The 19,520-nt window shown below is 54.4% G+C and carries 12 protein-coding genes, 1 pseudogene and 1 riboswitch; of the genes and pseudogenes, 3 read left to right on the top strand and 10 right to left on the bottom strand.

The window, feature by feature from the left end:
- Positions 1-26: 26 nt before the first annotated feature.
- Positions 27-2,435, bottom strand: coding sequence for an LPS assembly protein LptD (gene lptD / locus OGY06_RS21530; RefSeq protein WP_164563134.1), 2,409 nt, complete (start codon positions 2,433-2,435; stop codon positions 27-29).
- Positions 2,436-2,814: 379 nt separating this feature from the next.
- On the opposite strand from lptD, the gene djlA reads away from it, so the two are divergent.
- Positions 2,815-3,630 (top strand): co-chaperone DjlA, encoded by an 816-nt coding sequence (gene djlA / locus OGY06_RS21525; RefSeq protein WP_003829600.1) that lies wholly within the window; start codon positions 2,815-2,817, stop codon positions 3,628-3,630.
- Between the two features lie 95 nt (positions 3,631-3,725).
- Here the strand turns inward: djlA and rluA are convergent, their stop codons facing one another.
- The 6 genes and pseudogenes from rluA to araB form a co-directional block, all read right to left on the bottom strand.
- Complete coding sequence (gene rluA / locus OGY06_RS21520; protein ID WP_003829598.1) at positions 3,726-4,385, bottom strand: bifunctional tRNA pseudouridine(32) synthase/23S rRNA pseudouridine(746) synthase RluA; 660 nt, start codon at positions 4,383-4,385, stop codon at positions 3,726-3,728.
- 11 nt (positions 4,386-4,396) lie between these two features.
- Positions 4,397-7,303, bottom strand: coding sequence for an RNA polymerase-associated protein RapA (gene rapA / locus OGY06_RS21515; RefSeq protein ID WP_063941096.1), 2,907 nt, complete (start codon positions 7,301-7,303; stop codon positions 4,397-4,399).
- A 177-nt stretch (positions 7,304-7,480) separates the two neighbouring features.
- Positions 7,481-9,832 (bottom strand): annotated as a pseudogene (polB, locus tag OGY06_RS21510) (DNA polymerase II).
- A 90-nt stretch (positions 9,833-9,922) separates the two neighbouring features.
- A complete protein-coding gene (araD, locus tag OGY06_RS21505) occupies positions 9,923-10,618 on the bottom strand; it encodes an L-ribulose-5-phosphate 4-epimerase (RefSeq protein WP_126319269.1) in 696 nt (231 codons plus the stop codon).
- 105 nt (positions 10,619-10,723) lie between these two features.
- A complete protein-coding gene (gene araA / locus OGY06_RS21500) occupies positions 10,724-12,226 on the bottom strand; it encodes an L-arabinose isomerase (RefSeq protein ID WP_003829590.1) in 1,503 nt (500 codons plus the stop codon).
- A gap of 10 nt (positions 12,227-12,236) precedes the next feature.
- On the bottom strand, positions 12,237-13,946 hold the full coding sequence (gene araB, locus OGY06_RS21495; protein ID WP_148362457.1) for a ribulokinase: 1,710 nt from the start codon (positions 13,944-13,946) through the stop codon (positions 12,237-12,239).
- Between the two features lie 339 nt (positions 13,947-14,285).
- Between araB and araC the strand changes: the two genes are divergently transcribed.
- Both araC and OGY06_RS21485 read left to right on the top strand, forming a co-directional pair.
- Entirely contained in the window at positions 14,286-15,131 is an 846-nt protein-coding gene (gene araC, locus OGY06_RS21490; protein ID WP_003829586.1) for an arabinose operon transcriptional regulator AraC, read from the top strand.
- A 119-nt stretch (positions 15,132-15,250) separates the two neighbouring features.
- Positions 15,251-16,018, top strand: a complete 768-nt coding sequence (locus tag OGY06_RS21485; protein ID WP_003829584.1) for a DedA family protein — start codon at positions 15,251-15,253, stop codon at positions 16,016-16,018.
- 97 nt (positions 16,019-16,115) lie between these two features.
- On the opposite strand, the gene thiQ is transcribed toward OGY06_RS21485, so the two are convergent.
- The 3 genes from thiQ to thiB are packed head-to-tail and all read right to left on the bottom strand — an operon-like array spanning position 16,116 to position 19,367.
- Positions 16,116-16,814, bottom strand: coding sequence for a thiamine ABC transporter ATP-binding protein ThiQ (thiQ, locus tag OGY06_RS21480; RefSeq protein WP_286605933.1), 699 nt, complete (start codon positions 16,812-16,814; stop codon positions 16,116-16,118).
- The gene (thiP, locus tag OGY06_RS21475) at positions 16,798-18,408 is read right to left on the bottom strand and encodes a thiamine/thiamine pyrophosphate ABC transporter permease ThiP (protein WP_286605932.1); all 1,611 of its coding nucleotides are present in this window, start codon (positions 18,406-18,408) and stop codon (positions 16,798-16,800) included. Before thiP ends, thiQ begins: the two co-directional genes overlap by 17 nt.
- On the bottom strand, positions 18,384-19,367 hold the full coding sequence (thiB, locus tag OGY06_RS21470; RefSeq protein ID WP_008786184.1) for a thiamine ABC transporter substrate binding subunit: 984 nt from the start codon (positions 19,365-19,367) through the stop codon (positions 18,384-18,386). Before thiB ends, thiP begins: the two co-directional genes overlap by 25 nt.
- 30 nt (positions 19,368-19,397) lie before the next feature.
- A riboswitch (TPP riboswitch) is annotated at positions 19,398-19,495 on the bottom strand.
- Positions 19,496-19,520 lie beyond the last annotated feature (25 nt).

Below are 19,520 nucleotides of genomic sequence, written 5' to 3'. Positions count from 1 at the left end.
GCGGATTACGTTGTAAATCAATCAGATCATAAAGCGCTTTGATACGGCAAAATGTTCGAACGTAACATTTGAGTCGTGCCGAGACCGTAGTTTGAGCTCAGGCCGCGGAGTTCGATATTAAAGCCGATCGTGTTGTCATAAATCGCGTGCTGCATTTTGTCATCCCAACCGTTCAGCTTACGCTCGTAGCCGAAGCGAATGGCATAACAGCAGGAGTTGTACTGCAGGCCCAGCATTGAATCTGCTTCTTTGTTCACTTTGGTATCGAAGTAGTAAGCACCGACAATCGACCAACGATCGGCGATCGGGAAGCTTGCCACTGCGCCCACCTGCGAAATCCCGTTTTTATACTGATCTGCCGTAGAGTAGTAAGACGGCAAAGTAGCCTGGATATACTCCGAACTGGCGTAACGGTAGTTCAATTGCAGCATACGGTTTTCATCGCGACGGTATTCAATACTGCTGCTGCTGGTTGCAACGCTGTCCAGACGCGTGTCGTACTGGATCCCACTGCGTAAACCCCAACGATCGGAGATGCGCCAGTAGGTGTCGCCTGCCCATACCAGTGAGCCCGTTTTGTCGTCATTCTCCCATTTAATGTTGTCATCGCCGGTGCGAGACTCGGTGAAATAGTAGATTTGACCCACAGAAATATTAAAACGTTCAACGGCTGCGTCATCATAAACGCGAGATGTGACCCCGGTCGTCACCTGGTTGGCAGAAGCAATACGGTCCAGGCCGCCATAGGTACGGTCACGGAACAGGCCGCTGTAGTCAGATTGCAGCAGGGAAGAGTCATAGTTGAAGATATTACTTTGGTCGCGATATGGGACGTACAGGTACTGCGCGCGCGGTTCCAGCGTCTGGGTATAACCCGGCGCCAGCATTTGCATGTCACGCTCGAACACCATTTTGCCGTCAACTTTAAACTGCGGCATTACGCGGTTCACGGATTCTTCCAGAGAATTGGCCGTGTTAAGGGCGTTTAAATTATCGTTAGTAGGATTGTTACGATAATTGTTTCTTGCGAATGATTGATATTCGCTAATGTTACTTTGCTGATAGTGCGTTGCCAGCAATTTCGCTTCGGTATTAATACTTCCCCAGTTATTCGACAGCGGTAAACTGATAGTTGGTTCAAGGTGTAAACGGGTTGCTTCCGGTCTATTGTCATTGGTATTGACGAAATGGACCGCCTGGCCATAAATACGGGTATCAAACGGACCGACGTCGTTTTGGTAGTAGTTTACGTCTAACTGCGGCTGCGCAGAGTAGCTATTACTGTTTTGTGCGTCGAAGACCTGGAACTGCTTGGTCGATACCGTAGCGTCAAAGTTTTGTACCGCGTAGCCGACGCTGAATTTCTGCGTGGCGTAGCCGTCGGTACTGGAACCGTATTTGTTATCGAAATCGTTAAAGTAGCTGGTGTCGCTGACCTTGGTGTAGTCGACGTTGAAACGCCACACCTGGTCCATCACCCCAGAGTGCTGCCAGTAGAACAGCCAGCGACGTGAATTGTCATCATTCGGATGTTCGTCCTCGTACACTTTATCGGAATTCAGATAGTCGAACTCCATCAAGCCCGCACCCGCCTGGGTGAGGTAGCGGAATTCGTTCTCCCACATGATCCCGCCGCGACGGTGCATATAGTGCGGCGTGATGGTGGCGTCCATATTGGGCGCAATGTTCCAGTAATACGGGAGGTAGAACTCAAAATAGTTATTGGTGGAATATTTTGCGTTCGGGATCAGGAAACCGGAACGGCGCTTATCGCCGACGGGTAACTGTAAATAAGGACTATAAAAGACTGGAACCGGACCCAGTTTAAAACGGGCGTTCCAGATCTCTGCGACCTGTTCTTCACGGTCGTGGATAACTTCGCTACCGACGACGCTCCAGGTATCGGAACCTGGCAGACAGGAGGTAAAGCTACCGTTTTCCAGAATGGTATAACGGTTTTCCCCACGTTGTTTCATCAGGTCAGCTTTCCCGCGCCCCTGACGGCCGACCATCTGGTAATCACCTTCCCAGATGTTGGTATCTTTGGTATTCAGATTGGACCAGCCCTTCGGCCCCTTCAGAATAACCTGATTGTCGTCATAATGGACATTGCCCAGCGCATCGACGGTACGAATTGGCTCCGGCTGGCCTTCAGCCTGCTTCTGATGAAGCTGCACTTCGTCGGCCTGCAGGCGGCTGTTACCCTGTGCGATATCCACGTTGCCGGTAAACACCGCGTCATCGGGATAATTCCCTTTTGCGTTGTCGGCATTGATGGTGACGGGTAACTCATTAGTCTCGCCCTGTACCAGAGGACGGTCATAGCTCGGCACGCCCAGCATACACTGTGAGGCGAGATCGGCTGCCAGGCCCTGATGGCTATAGAGGGCGCTGGCAATCATGGTGGCCAGAAGAGTGGGAATACGTTTTTTCATACGTTGTATTTATTGTTCCATCATCAGTAGCGTCGCGCGTGACAAACGGTCACAGCCTAACTTATCTCATCTTCACTTCGCTAGTATTAATCCTGCCCATTTTATACCTGCCACCTTTCAAGCTGCATCTTCGTTGTCTTCCTCGTTCACCCCAGTCACTTACATGGGTAAGCTCCAGGGGACTCACTACGTTGCGGCCTTGCTGCAACTCGAAATCCAACGGGTATAGCGTTTGTGGTGTTAGGCACGGCATTGAATGACAGGTATGATAATGCAAATTATAGGCGATGTCCCACAATTGACCGCAGCCGTAAATCGGTAAAAGCACCTTATATTGTGGGACATAGCCTGGCTGAGAGCGGAAAGATTTGGGGAGTCTATGCAGTATTGGGGAAAGATAATTGGTGTAGCCGTGGCCTTAATGATGGGCGGCGGCTTCTGGGGTGTGGTTCTGGGGCTGTTAGTTGGCCACATGTTCGACAAAGCCCGCATGCGCAAAATGGCGTGGTTTGCCAACCAACGTGAACGCCAGGCGCTGTTTTTTGCCACCACTTTTGAGGTGATGGGACATCTGACCAAATCCAAAGGTCGCGTCACGGAAGCCGATATTCATATCGCCAGCCAGTTGATGGATCGGATGAATTTGCACGGTGACTCGCGAACGGCAGCACAACATGCCTTCCGGGTAGGAAAATCGGATAATTACCCATTACGTGAAAAGATGCGTCAGTTTCGCAGCGTTTGTTTTGGTCGATTCGATCTGATCCGCATGTTTCTGGAGATTCAGATCCAGGCGGCATTTGCCGATGGGTCGTTGCATCCTAACGAACGTGAAGTGCTGTATGTGATTGCTGAAGAGTTGGGGATCTCACGCACCCAATTTGATCAGTTCCTGCGCATGATGCAGGGCGGCGCACAGTTTGGCGGCGGATATCAGCAGCAGTCTGGCAGCGGTGGCTGGCAGCAGGCGCAACGTGGCCCGACGCTGGAAGACGCCTGCAATGTGCTGGGTGTGAAAACGACCGACGATGCGACTACCATAAAGCGGGCTTACCGTAAGCTGATGAGCGAGCACCATCCGGACAAACTGGTTGCGAAAGGTCTGCCGCCAGAGATGATGGAAATGGCGAAGCAAAAAGCGCAGGAAATCCAAAAAGCTTACGAGCTGATTAAGGATCAAAAAGGATTCAAGTGATTGAATTGCCGGATGCGGCTAGCGCCTTATCCGGCCTACGTTAATGAATGTAGGCCGGGCAAGCGAAGCGCCCCCGGCATAAATTGGCTCAGAATTTAAAAATCCGCCGGGACTTTAAACGTCATACTGTTGCCGTATTCGGGATGCGTGATGGTTAACATCTCTGCATGCAGCAAGAGGCGCGGCGCTAACACCAGAGCTTCCGGCGGAGCATAGAAGCGGTCGCCCAGGATCGGATGCCCTAAAGCCAGCATATGCACACGCAGCTGGTGGGAGCGTCCGGTAATAGGTTTGAGCACCACCCGGGCGGTGTTATCCGCTGCAAACTCCACGACTTCATACTCTGTCTGCGCCGATTTCCCGGTCTCATAACACACTTTTTGCTTTGGCCTGTTTGGCCAGTCGCAAATCAGCGGCAAATCAACCAGACCCTCGGCCGGAGCGGGATGCCCCCAGACGCGTGCAACATACTGCTTTTTCGGTTCGCGCTCGCGAAACTGGCGTTTTAGCTCGCGCTCTGCCGCTTTGGTTAGCGCGACTACAATCACGCCGCTGGTGGCCATATCCAGACGATGCACGGATTCAGCCTGCGGATAATCGCGCTGAATACGCGTCATCACGCTGTCTTTGTGCTCATCCAGACGACCTGGCACAGACAACAAGCCGCTCGGCTTGTTGACCACCATAATGTGTTCATCCTGATACAGGATGACCAGCCAGGGTTCCTGCGGCGGATTGTAGTTTTCCATCCCCATGTATGGCTCCGTTACTGATGCGTCACGACGATCAAGCGCAGGGCATCGAGACGCCAGCCCGCCTGATCCAGGCTTTCCATCACCTGCTGACGGTTGCTTTCGATTGCGCTAAGTTCGTCATCACGGATGTTCGGGTTAACGGCACGCAGCGCTTCGAGACGGGAAAGTTCTGCCGTCAGCTTCTCGTCAGCTTCTTTACGCGCTGCGTCGATCAGCGCGCGGGCTGATTTTTCCACCTGCGCTTCACCGAGTTGCAGAATGGCATGAACATCCTGCTGCACGGCGTTGACCAGTTTGCTGCCGGTGTGGCGGTTAACGGCGCTGAGCTGACGGTTAAAGGTTTCGAACTCCACCTGTGCAGCAAGGTTATTGCCGTTTTTATCCAGCAGCATGCGTACCGGCGTTGGTGGCAGGAAGCGGTTTAGCTGCAGTTGTTTCGGCGCTTGCGCTTCAACCACATAGACCAGCTCAACCAGCAGCGTACCAACAGGTAATGCTTTGTTTTTCAACAACGAAATAGTGCTGCTTCCGGTGTCGCCGGAGAGGATCAGATCCAGACCATTGCGGATCAGCGGATGCTCCCAGGTAATAAATTGTGCATCTTCACGCGACAGGGCGACATCGCGCTCGAACGTAATGGTGCAGCCATCTTCCGGCAGCCCAGGGAAATCCGGCACCAGCATATGATCGGACGGCGTCAGCACGATCAAATTGTCGCCACGGTCATCCTGATTAATACCGACGATATCAAACAGGTTCATGGCGAAGGCGATCAGGCTGGTATCGTCGTCCTGTTCTTCAATACTCTCAGCCAGTGCCAGCGCTTTTTCGCCGCCGTTAGAGTGGATCTCCAGCAGGCGATCGCGACCTTGCTCCAGCTGTGCTTTCAGCGCGTCATGCTGTTCGCGGCAGGTTTTGATCAGATCGTCAAAGCCCTCGGTATTTTCTGGTTCAGCCAGGTAGCCGATCAGATTGTTATAGACCGTGTCATAGATGGTACGGCCGGTCGGGCAGGTGTGTTCGAACGCATCCAGACCTTCGTGGTACCAGCGCACCAGCACAGATTGCGCGGTTTTTTCCAGGTACGGAACGTGAATCTGAATATCATGCGCCTGACCAATACGGTCCAGACGGCCAATACGCTGTTCCAGCAGATCCGGGTTGAACGGCAGGTCAAACATCACCAGATTGCTGGCGAACTGGAAGTTACGCCCTTCGGAGCCGATTTCAGAGCACAGCATTACCTGGGCACCGCTATCTTCTTCGCTAAACCATGCTGCGGCGCGGTCACGCTCAATGATCGACATCCCTTCATGGAATACGGCGGCGCGGATACCTTCGCGCTCGCGCAGAACCTGCTCCAGCTGAAGCGCGGTAGTGGCTTTCGCGCAGATAACCAGCACTTTTTGCGAGCGGTGGCTGGTCAGGTAGCCCATCAGCCATTCCACGCGCGGGTCAAAGTTCCACCAGGTGCCGGTGTCGCCTTCGAATTCCTGATAAATCTGTTCCGGGTAGAGCATGTCGCGCGCCCGGTCTTCTGCACTTTTACGCGCGCCCATAATGCCGGAGACTTTAATCGCCGTCTGGTATTGGGTCGGCAGCGGCAGCTTGATGGTATGCAGTTCGCGTTTCGGGAAGCCTTTCACGCCGTTACGGGTGTTACGGAACAGGACGCGGCTGGTGCCGTGGCGGTCCATCAGCATCGAAACCAGCTCCTGACGCGCGCTCTGTGCGTCTTCGCTGTCGCTGTTTGCCGCCTGCAATAGCGGCTCAATGTCCTGCTCGCCAATCATGTCGCCTAACATGTTCAGCTCATTGTTACTCAGCTTGTTGCCTGCCAGTAGCATCGCGACGGCGTCGGCGACCGGACGATAATTTTTTTGCTCTTCAACAAACTGGGCGAAATCGTGGAAACGGCTCGGGTCCAGCAGGCGCAGGCGCGCGAAGTGACTTTCCATGCCCAGCTGTTCCGGTGTAGCGGTTAGCAGCAGGATGCCCGGCACACGTTCTGCCAGTTGTTCAATGGCCATATATTCGCGGCTGGGCGCGTCTTCGCTCCATACCAGGTGATGGGCTTCATCGACAATCAGCAGATCCCACTCGGCGTCACACAGGTGCTCCAGACGCTGTTTATTACGACGGGCAAAGTCCAGCGAGCAGATGACCAGTTGTTCGGTTTCAAACGGGTTGTAGGCGTCGTGCTGCGCTTCTGCATAACGCTCATCATCAAACAGTGCAAAACGCAGGTTGAAGCGGCGCAGCATTTCGACCAGCCACTGGTGCTGTAATGTCTCTGGGACGATGATCAGCACGCGCTCTGCGGCGCCGGACAGCAGTTGTTGATGCAGGATCATCCCGGCTTCAATGGTTTTACCTAAACCCACTTCATCTGCCAGTAAAACGCGAGGGGCATGACGACGGCCAACATCATGGGCAATGTTCAGCTGGTGAGGAATCAGGCTGGTACGTTGACCACGCAAACCACTCCACGGCATACGGTATTGTTCGCTCTGAAATTTACGTGCGCGATAGCGCAGAGCAAAGCGATCCATACGGTCAATCTGGCCTGCAAACAGGCGATCTTGTGGTTTACTGAATACCAGTTTGCTGTCGAGCAGTACTTCACGCAGCGTGACACCGGTTTCTTCGGTATCCAGGCGGGTTCCGATATAGGCAAGCAGGCCGTTTTCTTCTTTTACTTCATCGACATGCAGTTGCCAGCCTTCATGGCTTGTTATCGTATCGCCAGGATTGAACATCACGCGGGTCACGGGGGAATCACTGCGCGCATACAGACGGTTTTCGCCCGTCGATGAGAAAAGTAAAGTGACGGTTCGCGCATCCATGGCGACAACAGTACCAAGTCCCAATTCGCTTTCTGTATCGCTGATCCAGCGTTGACCAAGTGTAAAAGGCATATATGTTCGGCTCTATATCTTTAATTGCAGGCAATACTCGTCATTTTCCGGGCTAGTCCCCGTTATTGAGAGCATACGACCCCGCTACCAGGCTAATAAATCAGTGGTAGTGGTGTTAAATGGGTCCAGGAATGGAAAGGGCGCTATGGTACTGGATGGCGGCGGTTTCGTCACGCGTCAAAATAACCCCAGTTGTCCTGTGAGTAGTGTAGCAAAATTATCGTCAATAAAGGGAAGAATTCCCTCGGCAACGGGTTGGATCTGGCGGGTCAGATAATGCTCGTAATCGAGCACAGATAGCTGATAATCAACAGGTTCTGGGCCATTGACCGTCCAGACATATTTTATGGTTCCGCGATTCTGATACTGTGGCGGACGCCCCAGCTTTACATTCTGCTCATCGGCTAACCGCGCAGCGCGAACGTGTGGTGGAACATTTCGCTGGTATTCACTTAACGGGCGACGCAGGCGCTTGCGGTACACCAGTTGTTCATCCATTTCACCGGCCATCAGACGGTCAATAGTCTCGCGAACAAACTCCTGATAAGGTTCGTTACGAAAAATTCGCAGGTATAGCTCCTGCTGAAACTGTTGGGCCAGCGGCGTCCAGTCGGTTCGTACCGTTTCCAGTCCCTTAAACACCATACGTTGCTCAGCACCGTCCTGAATCATCCCCGCATAGCGTTTTTTACTGCCGGTATCTGCACCGCGAATGGTCGGCATCAGAAAGCGACAAAAATGGGTTTCAAATTCCAGTTCCAGCGCGCTGGTCAGATTTTGTTGCTTCAGCGATTGTGCCCACCAGGTGTTGACATAGCTCACCAGTTCCCGACCAATTCGGGCTGCATCGTCTTCTGAGTGCACCTTTTTCAGCCAGACAAAGGTCGAGTCGGTATCGCCATAAATGACATCGTAACCCTGAGCCTCAATTAACGCTTTGGTCTGGCGCATGATCGCATGGCCGCGCATGGTAATGGACGAGGCCAGTCTCGGGTCGAAAAAGCGACAGGCAGTGGTGCCCAGCACGCCGTAAAATGCGTTCATGATGATTTTCAACGCCTGCGAGAGTGGCTTATTGCCACGGCGTTTTGCTTCTTCGCGCCCGTGCCAGATCTGAGTAACGATTTCAGGCAGGCAGTGCTTTTCGCGTGAAAACCAGGCGTCAAGGAAACCTTCGGTGCTGTGTTCCGGATCCGGCTGCGCCATCCCTTCGATAAGCCCCACCGGATCGATTAAAAAAGTACGAATTATTGAGGGATACAGGCTTTTGTAATCCAGCACCAGTACCGAGTCGTATAAGCCTGGGCGTGAGTCCATCACGTAGCCGCCGGGACTGGCGTGCGCGGGGACTTCACCCAGATTCGGCGCCACATAACCCGCCCGGTGCATTCGTGGCAGGTAGAGATGTCCGAAGGCGGCAACTGAACCACCGTGCCGGTCGACCGGCAGACCGTTGACCGTCGATCGTTCCAGCAGAAATGGCATGATCTCGGTTTTGTGAAAAATGCGCGTGACCAGTTCACAGTCTTTGAGATTGTAGGTGGCAAGCGCGGGCTTATCCTGGGCAAATCGACGGTCGATTTCGTCCATTCTGTCCCACGGATTATCAATCGACTTCCCTTCGCCCAGCAGCTCCTGTGACACCGTTTCCAGTGAAAATGACGAGAAATTCCAGAACGCGGATTTTAGCGCCTCAATACCGTCGATAATCAGGCGCCCCTTAGCCTGAGCGAAGAATATGCCGTTTTTGAAGCCATGCTCGCGCCACTCAAGCTCGCTGCTATCACGGCCAAAACGCAGGGGAATGCGGTAACGTTCGGCGTGCTGTTGCAGGACGCGTAAATCGAATTGCACGACGTTCCAGCCGATTATCACATCAGGATCGTGACGGGCAATCCAGTCATTGAGTTTTTCCAGCAACTGCGGGCGGCTTGCAACATACTCAAGTTCAAAATCCAGCGTAGAGGCGTCGCCGTTTGCCGGGCCGAGCATGTAGACAATACGCTGCCCGCAGCCTTCCAGACCGATGCAATAGAGTTCGCCGTGGCGCGTGGTTTCGATATCCAGCGATACCCATTTTAGCGGTGGTCGATAGTCAGGGTTCGGCTTCAGGCGGGCATTGACCAGCATGTCATTATGTCTGTCGCCTTCGACCCAAACAGGGGAGGTGATAAAGCGCTCCATCAGATACCGCTCAGGTGGGCGTACGTCGCCCTCATAGACGGTGACTGCGTTTTCGCGCAGCAATTTTTCCAACCGCATGAGCTGGCGATGTGAGCGGCAATACAGTCCGGAAACGGGTTGGCGGTGGAAGTCTTGCAATTGCAGCGGCGTCAGGCGATAGCCGTTTTCAGTGCGTAATAATGGCGTCACGCGAGGAACCTGACTGGTGGGAATAAACGCGACCGACTCCTGAGGAGCGAGCGTGACCTGCAGCGGCCCATTGTCTGTAGCCAGCCAGAATTAGACCTCAGTTCCCTGCGGGGTGTCCCGCCAGTGCCGGGTTAAAATAAAACCTGCTTGCGCCACGCTGCGTATCCGTCAAAAAACCAGGCATTATTATAGCCTGGTTCTGATAGATTAGCTGTGATTTTATACAGTTGTCATGCTCAGAAGAGGTTACTGCCCGTAATACGCTTTAGCACCGTGTTTACGCAGATAATGTTTATCTAACAGGGTTTGCTGCATATTCGGCAATTGCGGCGCGAGCTGGCGACAGAAGATCCCCATATAGGCGACTTCTTCCAGCACGATGGCGTTATGCACCGCGTCTTCGGCATTTTTTCCCCAGGCAAACGGACCGTGAGAGTGCACCAGCACGCCAGGCATCTGCGCGGCGTCAATACCTTGTTTCTCAAAGGTTTCAACGATCACGTTGCCGGTTTCCCATTCATATTCGCCGTTGATTTCTTCGTCGATCATTTTCCGTGTGCAGGGAATCGAACCGTAGAAATAGTCCGCATGGGTGGTCCCCGTTGCCGGAATCGACTGACCCGCCTGCGCCCAGATGGTTGCATGACGCGAATGGGTGTGAACAATACCGCCAATGGTCGGGAATGCCTGATACAGCAAACGGTGTGTTGGGGTATCTGAGGAAGGTTTCTTCGTACCTTCAACAACTTCACCCGTGGCGATACTGACTACCACCATATCGTCGGCGGTCATTACGCTGTAATCGACTCCCGAAGGTTTAATCACAAACACGCCGCGCTCGCGATCGACGGCGCTGACATTCCCCCAGGTCAGGGTGACCAGATTGTGCTTAGGCAACGCCAGATTGGCTTCCAGTACCTGATGTTTGAGATCTTCTAACATGATGCTCTCCGATGAATCTTGCCGGATGGCGCTACGCTTATCCGGCCTACAAATCGCACATTCTTGTAGGCCGGATGAGGTGTTTACGCCGTCATCCGGCAGTTGTTAACGTTTGAAGCCGTAATACACTTCGTTCCAGCGCAGCGCGTCCTTAAAGGCCGGCAGGCGGGTATCGTTATCGATCACCGCGATCTCGATATCGTGCATTTCAGCAAACTGGCGCATATCGTTCAGATCCAGCGCGTGGCTGAACACGGTGTGGTGCGCGCCACCGGCCAGGATCCAGGCTTCAGAAGCGGTTGGCAGATCCGGTTGAGCTTTCCACAGCGCGTTAGCGACAGGCAGTTTTGGCAGGGAGTGCGGCGTTTGTACCGTGTCGATGCAGTTAACCAGCAGGCGATAGCGATCGCCGAGATCGATCAGGCTGGCAACCACTGCCGGGCCGGTTTTGGTGTTGAAGATCAGACGGGCAGGATCGTCTTTACCACCAATGCCGAGGTGCTGTACGTCGAGGATCGGTTTCTCTTCCACCGCGATGGACGGGCACACTTCCAGCATGTGCGAGCCGAGCACCAGATCGTTGCCTTTCTCGAAGTGGTAGGTGTAATCCTCCATAAATGAGGTGCCGCCCTGCAGACCGGTTGACATCACCTTCATGATGCGAAGCAGAGCGGCGGTTTTCCAGTCGCCTTCGCCCGCAAAGCCGTAGCCTTGCTGCATCAGACGCTGTACGGCCAGACCAGGGAGCTGTTTCAGGCCGTGTAAATCTTCAAATGTGGTAGTGAAGGCGTGGAATCCGCCCTGTTCCAGGAAGCGCTTCATCCCCAGTTCAATACGGGCCGCTTCCAGGACGTTCTGACGTTTTTCACCGTGGACTTGCGTCGCCGCAGTCATGGTGTAGGTGCTTTCGTACTCATCGATCAGCGCGTTGATTTCGCCGTCGCTAATTGCGTTCACTACCTGCACCAGATCGCCCACGGCCCAGGTGTTTACCGAGAAGCCGAACTTGATCTGCGCAGCGACTTTATCGCCATCGGTGACCGCAACTTCACGCATGTTGTCGCCAAAACGGCAGACTTTAAGGTGGCGGGTATCCTGTTTGGACACGGCCTGGCGCATCCAGGAGCCAATGCGTTCGTGCGCTTGTTTATCCTGCCAGTGACCGGTGACCACGGCATGCTGCTGACGCATACGCGCGCCGATGAAGCCGAACTCACGACCGCCGTGCGCAGTCTGGTTCAGGTTCATAAAGTCCATATCAATGCTGTCCCACGGCAGGGCGGCGTTGAACTGGGTGTGGAACTGCATCAGCGGCTTGTTGAGAATAGTCAGGCCGTTAATCCACATTTTTGCCGGTGAGAAGGTATGCAGCCAGACCACCATCCCTGCACAGCGATCGTCGTAATTCGCGTCACGACAGATAGCGGTAATCTCATCAGGGGAAGTGCCTAGCGGCTTTAATACCAGCTTGCAGGGCAGTTTGGCTTCAGTATTCAGTGCGTTAACGACGTGCTCGGCATGTTGGGTTACCTGACGCAGGGTTTCAGGGCCATACAGATGCTGGCTACCAATCACAAACCACACTTCATAGTTATCAAAAATCGTCATTGTCGTGTCCTTAATGTGTCAGGGTTGCCAGGTCTACCGGGGCTTGTTGCGCCGGAGCGGCAGTCGGAAGGTATTGCTGTTCAGCGCTTACTGCCCACTGCTGATAGCGGCGGTAAAGCTGTTCAAAACGTTGAGCCTGCTCTGGGCGAGGTTGCAGCGTGTTTTCCACGGCGCTTGCCATCTGCTGTTGAGCGGCAGGGATATCGGCGTGTACTTTCGCGGCAACGGCGGCGAAGATAGCCGCACCGAGTGCGCAGCACTGGTCTGAAGCGACAATCTGTAGCGGACGGTTCAGCACGTCACAGCAGGCCTGCATGATGACCGGGTTCTTGCGCGCGATACCGCCAAGCGCCATCACGTTGTTAACCGCAATGCCTTGTTCGGTGAAGCATTCCATAATGGCGCGCGCGCCAAAGGCGGTGGCGGCAATCAGACCACCGAACAGCGCTGGCGCGTCGGTTGCCAGGTTCAGATCGGTAATCACCCCTTTCAAACGCTGGTTGGCATTGGGCGTACGGCGACCGTTGAACCAGTCGAGCACGACCGGCAGATGCTCCAGTGATGGATTTTTCGCCCATGCTTCGGTGAGTGCAGGCAGCAGCTGTTTTTGACTGGCTTTAATCTGGGTCTGCAGTTCCGGATGCTGTACGGCAAGCTGTTCCAGCGGCCAGCTCAGCACGCGGCTAAACCAGGCATAGATATCACCGAATGCAGACTGACCAGCTTCGAGGCCAATAAAATTCGGCACCACGCTGCCATCAACCTGGCCGCAAATGCCTTTCACCGCACGCTCGCCAACGCTTTGCTTATCGGCAATCAGAATGTCGCAGGTTGACGTGCCGATGACTTTCACCAGCGTGTTAGGCTGTGCACCTGCGCCGACCGCGCCCATATGACAGTCAAAAGCACCGCCTGCAATCACCACACTTTCCGGTAGTCCCAGACGCTGTGCCCACTCGGCGCATAGGGTGCCAACCGGCAGATCCGCGGTGAAGGTATCGGTAAACATTGGGTATTGCAGATGGCGGTTGAGGATGGGGTCGAGTTCGTCAAAGAAACTGGCTGGCGGCAGACCACCCCAGCTTTCATGCCACAGAGATTTATGCCCGGCGCTGCAGCGACCGCGACGAATATCCTGTGGGCGTACGGTGTTGGAGAGCAGGGCCGGAACCCAGTCGCATAGCTCAATCCACGAAACCGCAGCTTCGGCAACTGCGTGGTCCTGACGAGTTACATGCAGGATTTTGGCCCAGAACCATTCGCTGGAATAAATGCCGCCGATATAGCGGGAGTAATCGATCTTGCCCGGTGTATGGCACAGGCGGGTGATTTCTTCGGCTTCTTCTACTGAGGTGTGATCTTTCCACAGGACAAACATCGCATTCGGGTTTTCCGCGAACTCCGGACGCAGCGCCAGTACATTACCGTCTGCATCGATGGGGGCCGGGGTTGAGCCGGTACTGTCAACGCCAATACCGACCACTTCCGCGCGCTGCTCAGCGCTCAGTTCGGTCAGTACGGTTTTCAGCGCCGCTTCCATGGATTCAATGTAGTCGCGCGGATGATGGCGAAACTGGTTGTTTGGGCCATCGCAATACTGCCCTTCCTGCCAACGTGGGTACCACTCAACGCTGGTGGCGATCTCTTCGCCGGTGGCACATTCCACCGCCAAAGCGCGTACTGAATCACTACCAAAATCGAGGCCAATTGCAATCGCCATCGTCTTACTCCATCCAAAAATACGGGTATGGATAAACAGTAGTGAGTAGCGATAAAAACCGTCAGGCAGGATCCGCTAATCTTATGGACTAAAATGCTGTGGCATCACAAAGTGTGACGCTGTGCAAATAATCAATGTGGACATTTCTGCCGTAGTTATAGACACTTTTGTTAGCCGATTTTGACGTTGGCGTAGTACATGTTTTTTACAAAGAGCTTTTCACAAGCGGGGTTGGTGGTCCATTGCCGCAAATACAGCGGCCCGCAGGGGCGACAGCGATGATGTCTGGCGTAATATGGACAAATTGTTTCTTGGCAGGACGTAGGGAGTATTGAAATTATGGCTGAAACGCAAAACGATCCCCTGTTGCCAGGTTATTCGTTTAACGCGCATTTGGTGGCCGGATTAACCCCCATCGAGGCGAACGGATACCTGGATTTTTTTATCGACAGGCCGCTGGGTATGAAGGGTTATATCCTCAATCTCACCATCCGTGGCGAAGGGGTTATCAATAATCAGGGCAAGCAGTTTGTCTGCCGGCCTGGCGATATTCTGTTGTTTCCACCTGGAGAAATTCACCACTACGGGCGCCATCCTGATGCCAGCGAGTGGTATCACCAGTGGGTTTACTTTCGCCCGCGCGCCTACTGGCAGGAGTGGCTGACCTGGCCGGCCATTTTTGGCCAGACCGGTTTTTTCCGCCCGGATGAAGCACATCAGCCGCATTTTAACGAGCTGTTTGGGCAAATAATTAACGCCGGGCAGGGAGAAGGCCGCTATTCCGAACTGCTGGCGATTAATTTACTGGAGCAGTTGTTGCTCCGACGTATGGAAGCCATCAATGAATCGCTACACCCGCCCATGGACAACCGCGTCCGCGATGCCTGCCAGTACATCAGCGATCACCTGGCGGACAGCAATTTTGATATCGCCAGCGTCGCGCAGCACGTCTGCCTGTCGCCTTCCCGTTTGTCGCATCTGTTCCGTCAGCAGTTGGGGATCAGCGTATTAAGCTGGCGCGAGGACCAGCGCATCAGCCAGGCGAAGCTACTGCTGAGTACCACACGTATGCCTATCGCCACCGTAGGTCGCAATGTTGGCTTTGACGATCAGCTCTATTTCTCTCGTGTTTTCAAAAAATGTACCGGTGCCAGTCCGAGCGAGTTTCGTGCAGGATGTGAATAAAAAGTGAATGATGTATCCTGAAAGTTGTCATAACTCGCAATCTATTCAGACAATTGATGGCTTGACGAAGTTGAGAGGGGTTATCAAAATCCCTGCTTCGTAAATTTGACGGACACATTATGCAAGCATTGCTGGAACACTTTATTCTCCAGTCCGCCCTGTACTCTCTGATCGCCGTACTTCTGGTGGCTTTTTTGGAGTCGCTGGCGCTGGTTGGTCTGATTCTGCCCGGGACCGTGATGATGGCGGGGTTGGGCGCGCTGATTGGCAGCGGCGAACTGAACTTCTGGCATGCCTGGCTTGCGGGCATCGTCGGCTGTCTGTTGGGGGACTGGATCTCCTTCTGGTTGGGCTGGCGCTTTAAAAAGCCATTGCACCGTTGGTCGTTCATGAAAAAGAACAAGGCGTTGCTGGATAAAACCGAGCACGCCCTGCATCAGCACAGCATGTTTACTATTCTGGTGGGGCGTTTTGTCGGACCGACGCGCCCGCTGGTGCCGATGGTAGCAGGCATGCTGGATCTGCCTGTCGCTAAATTTATCGTCCCGAATATTATTGGCTGCGTGCTGTGGCCACCGTTCTACTTCCTGCCGGGGATCCTGGCGGGAGCGGCAATTGATATCCCTTCTGATATGCAGAGCGGGGATTTTAAATGGTTGCTGCTGGCGACGGCGGTGTTGCTCTGGGTGGGCGGGTGGTTTTGCTGGCGGCTGTGGCGCAGTGGCAAAGCGGCTGTTGATCGCTTAACGGCGTATTTCCCCCGCAGCCGTTTGCTGTATCTGGCGCCGTTAACGCTCGGGATCGGCGTGGTCGCGCTGGTGGCGTTACTGCGCCATCCGCTGATGCCGGTGTATATCGATATTCTGCGCAAAGTGGTGGGTTACTGACGACACCTTTGCCGGATGGCGGCTTTGCCTTATCCGGCCTACAAAATGTGCGACCTGCAGGCCGGATAAGGCGTTCACGCCGTCATCCGGCAACGCATTATGCTTTAATGCCCAATAGCGCCGAGGCGCTAGCGTTGCCGCTTAACAGATCGTCCGTTTTGCCCTGCCACGCGATGCGCCCATCGGCGACAACAATCGAGCGGGACGCAATTCGCGCCGCATCTTCTACGCTGTGAGAAACCATCAGTAACGTCAACTGCTTCTCGCGACAGACCTCGGCGACCAGCGTTAGCATCTCCTGGCGCAGCGCAGGATCGAGCGCAGAGAATGGTTCATCAAGCAGTAAAATAGGTTGTTCCCGCACCAGGCAACGCGCCAGCGCCACGCGCTGTCTCTGCCCGCCGGAAAGCTCGCCGGGGAGTCGCTCCAGCAGTGAGTCGAGTCCCATTTGTTGAGCGATGTGGTGCATTTTCTCCCGCTGCGATGTGTTCAGCTTCAATCCCGGATTCAGGCCCAGGCCAATATTTTGCTGCACGCTCAGGTGGCTGAACAGGTTATTTTCCTGAAACAGCATGGAAACGGGTCGGCGTGAGGGCGGCGTGGCGGTGTGATCTTCACCTTCAATCATCATGGTACCGCTGGCGGGCGTGAGGAAGCCGGCAATCAGATTCAAAAGCGTACTTTTCCCGGCGCCGCTGGGGCCGAGCACTGCAACCTGCTCGCCGCGCGCGACTGACAGCGTAAAGCGCATGGGCAGATGGTGATAAAGCCATGTGATATCAATCAGTTTTAACATTTCGACCCGGCAATTTCTCAATAACGGTAAACAGCGTAAAGCACAGGATCAGCAGTAATAACGCCGTAACCGCGCCATCCTGACTGCGATAAGAGCCAATCTGCTGATATAAATAAAATGGCAGGGTACGGAAATCCTCATTACCAAATAACGCCACTACGCCAAAATCGCCAATCGACAGGACGCAGGCAAACGCCATCGCCTGCGCCAACGGGCGCTTCAGGGCGCGCAGTTCAACCACTTTCAGACGCGACCATCCCTCAATGCCCAACGACTGGCACAACATACTGTAGCGCGCAGTGACGTCACGCATTGGGTTTTCCAGCACTTTCAGCGCGTAAGGGATCGCCATCAACGCATTGGTAAAAATAACAATACCGTCGGCAGATTCGGGAAGCCCAATGGTGTTATTGAGCAGCAGAAAGAAGCCGGTAGCTAACACGATGCCCGGCATGGCGAGGATCATCATGCCGCTCAACTCCAGCATCTGACCTGCCAGCAGTTGCTGTCGGGCACGAAGTTCACGACTGCTCCATAACAGCATCATGGTGAGTACGACGCATAACGCTCCTGCTGCTAATGCGATGCGCAGCGAGGTTCCCAGCGCCTGCCACAGCACTGGCTGCATCAGTACATCCAGAACATGGCGGTTTAAGCCATCGATAATCACCGCCAGCAACGGCGGCAGTAACAGCAACAGGGCAAGAATAATCAGGATTGCGTCACTCAGTCGGCTGTGCAGGCGATCGTCGGGATCGCGCCAGCCTTGTACCAGGGTAGCGCCGGGAGCAATCGCCCGGCTCAGACGTTGACTGAGGAGTACCAGCGCCAAACAACAAACCATCTGGATCAACGCCAGCATGGCTGCGCGGGCAGGATCGTAATCAAAATTCAGCGCCTGGTAGATAGCCAGCTCGATGGTGGTGGCCTGTGGCCCGCCGCCGAGCGACAGAACGGTGGCGAAGCTGGCGAAGCACAGCATAAAGATGAGTGCCGCGACGGGCAGGATCTGACGACGCAGCCACGGCCATTCAACAAAACGGAAGAAATGCCAGCCACGCATACCCAACTGAGCGGCTAACTGCCGCTGTTCGCCGGGAATATTCTCCAGCGACTGTAACAGCAGGCGGCTGGCCATCGGTAGATTGAAAAAGACATGCGCCAGCAGAATGCCCTGCAAACCGTATGGCGAAAACGTCCACTCCAGTCCGAATGTATGCCAGAGCGAAGCCAGCCAACCCTGGCGGCCGTAGACGCTAAGAATACCGAATACCGCGACCAGCACCGGCAGGATTAACGTCATCGCGCACAGACGCAGTAGCGCCAGACGTCCTGGAAAACGACGACGATAGAGCGCTCTGGCGAGGAAAATCGCCGGGACAACCGACAGCACAGCGGATAAAAAAGCCTGCCAGAAAGAAAAGCGCACCACGTGCCACAGGTAGTCGTCTTGCCACAGCAAGAGCCACTCTCCCTGCGGGGCGTTAAACCACAGTGCCAGAAATGCGGCCAGGGCAACGGCCACCATCAGCGTGGCGGCGGTAAGCCCTGGAACCAACCAGCCGGGGATTAACGGCTGACGGCGCGTTGCCATTCGCTAATCCATGCCTGACGTTGAGCCGCAACCTGCTGCGGCGTAAATTCCAGCGCGGTGGCCGGTTTATTCAGTTGCTCGAATCCTGGCGGCAGGGCGACTTGCGTCACGGGATACATCCAGTTGCCGGTCGGAATCGCATTCTGGAATGCCGGGGACACCATAAACTTCAGGAATTTCTCGGCCAGTTCCGGCTGCTTGCTGGCCGCAGTACGGGCGGCGACTTCCACCTGCAAATAGTGGCCTTCGCTAAAGTCGGCTGCGGCGTAGTTGTCTTTTTTATCGGCGATGATGTGATAGGCCGGAGAGGTGGTGTAGCTGAGCACCAGATCGCTTTCACCTTTCAGGAACAGGCCGTAGGCTTCGCTCCAGCCCTTGGTGACGGTGACGGTTTTGGCTGCCAGTTTCTGCCACGCCTCTGGCGCTTTATCGCCATAGACTTTCTGCATCCATAGCAGCAGACCCAATCCAGGCGTGCTGGTGCGCGGATCCTGATAAATGACGCGCCATTTTTGGTCGCTCTCTACCAGTTCTTTCAGGCTTTTGGGCGGATTCTTCAGCTTGTTCTTATCATAAACGAAGGCGAAATAGCCGTAGTCAAACGGAACGAAGGTATCGTTTTTCCAGCCGCCGGGTACGTTAACGGCGTCGTTTGCAACACCACTTTTGGCAAACAGTTTGGTTTGTGTGGCGGCTTCCAGAAGGTTGTTATCCAGACCCAGCACGACGTCGGCTTTGCTGTTTTTTCCTTCCATGCGCAAGCGGTTAAGCAGCGAGACGCCATCTTCCAGCGCGACCAGTTTTAGCTCGCAGTTGCAGTCAGCTTCAAAGGCTTTTTTGATTGTCGGGCCCGGGCCCCAGTCAGCTGCGAACGAGTCGTAGGTATAGACGGTCAGTACAGGTTTAGCGAAGGCAGGCGCTGCGCACAGCAGTAAAAGCGGAAGACATTTTTTAAACACTTTGCACCTCAAGAGTTGGGTGGCAAAGGACTTGAGATAAGCCTCAAATCCCTTCGCCGGCATTATCCGGATCAGGTTCGACGGGTATCTCTCAGCCAGCATATTGCATAGCACCCCGTTGAGAACGGCGTTAGTGTAGTGATTTTGTTGCCG

Source organism: Citrobacter sp. Cpo147 (genome assembly GCF_030332405.1).
Classification (GTDB): domain Bacteria; phylum Pseudomonadota; class Gammaproteobacteria; order Enterobacterales; family Enterobacteriaceae; genus Citrobacter; species Citrobacter portucalensis.
This window is presented reverse-complemented; position numbering and strand designations above follow the sequence as displayed.

Excerpts from the sequence above, each read along its gene's own strand:
- rapA (WP_063941096.1), bottom strand. The coding sequence starts at position 7,303 with ATGCCTTTTACACTTGGTCAACGCTGGATCAGCGATACAGAAAGCGAA.
- araB (WP_148362457.1), bottom strand. The coding sequence starts at position 13,946 with ATGGCGATTGCAATTGGCCTCGATTTTGGTAGTGATTCAGTACGCGCT.
- djlA (WP_003829600.1), top strand. The coding sequence starts at position 2,815 with ATGCAGTATTGGGGAAAGATAATTGGTGTAGCCGTGGCCTTAATGATG.
- araA (WP_003829590.1), bottom strand. The coding sequence starts at position 12,226 with ATGACGATTTTTGATAACTATGAAGTGTGGTTTGTGATTGGTAGCCAG.
- lptD (WP_164563134.1), bottom strand. The coding sequence starts at position 2,435 with ATGAAAAAACGTATTCCCACTCTTCTGGCCACCATGATTGCCAGCGCC.
- OGY06_RS21485 (WP_003829584.1), top strand. The coding sequence starts at position 15,251 with ATGCAAGCATTGCTGGAACACTTTATTCTCCAGTCCGCCCTGTACTCT.
- thiQ (WP_286605933.1), bottom strand. The coding sequence starts at position 16,814 with ATGTTAAAACTGATTGATATCACATGGCTTTATCACCATCTGCCCATG.
- araC (WP_003829586.1), top strand. The coding sequence starts at position 14,286 with ATGGCTGAAACGCAAAACGATCCCCTGTTGCCAGGTTATTCGTTTAAC.
- araD (WP_126319269.1), bottom strand. The coding sequence starts at position 10,618 with ATGTTAGAAGATCTCAAACATCAGGTACTGGAAGCCAATCTGGCGTTG.
- rluA (WP_003829598.1), bottom strand. The coding sequence starts at position 4,385 with ATGGGGATGGAAAACTACAATCCGCCGCAGGAACCCTGGCTGGTCATC.
- thiP (WP_286605932.1), bottom strand. The coding sequence starts at position 18,408 with ATGGCAACGCGCCGTCAGCCGTTAATCCCCGGCTGGTTGGTTCCAGGG.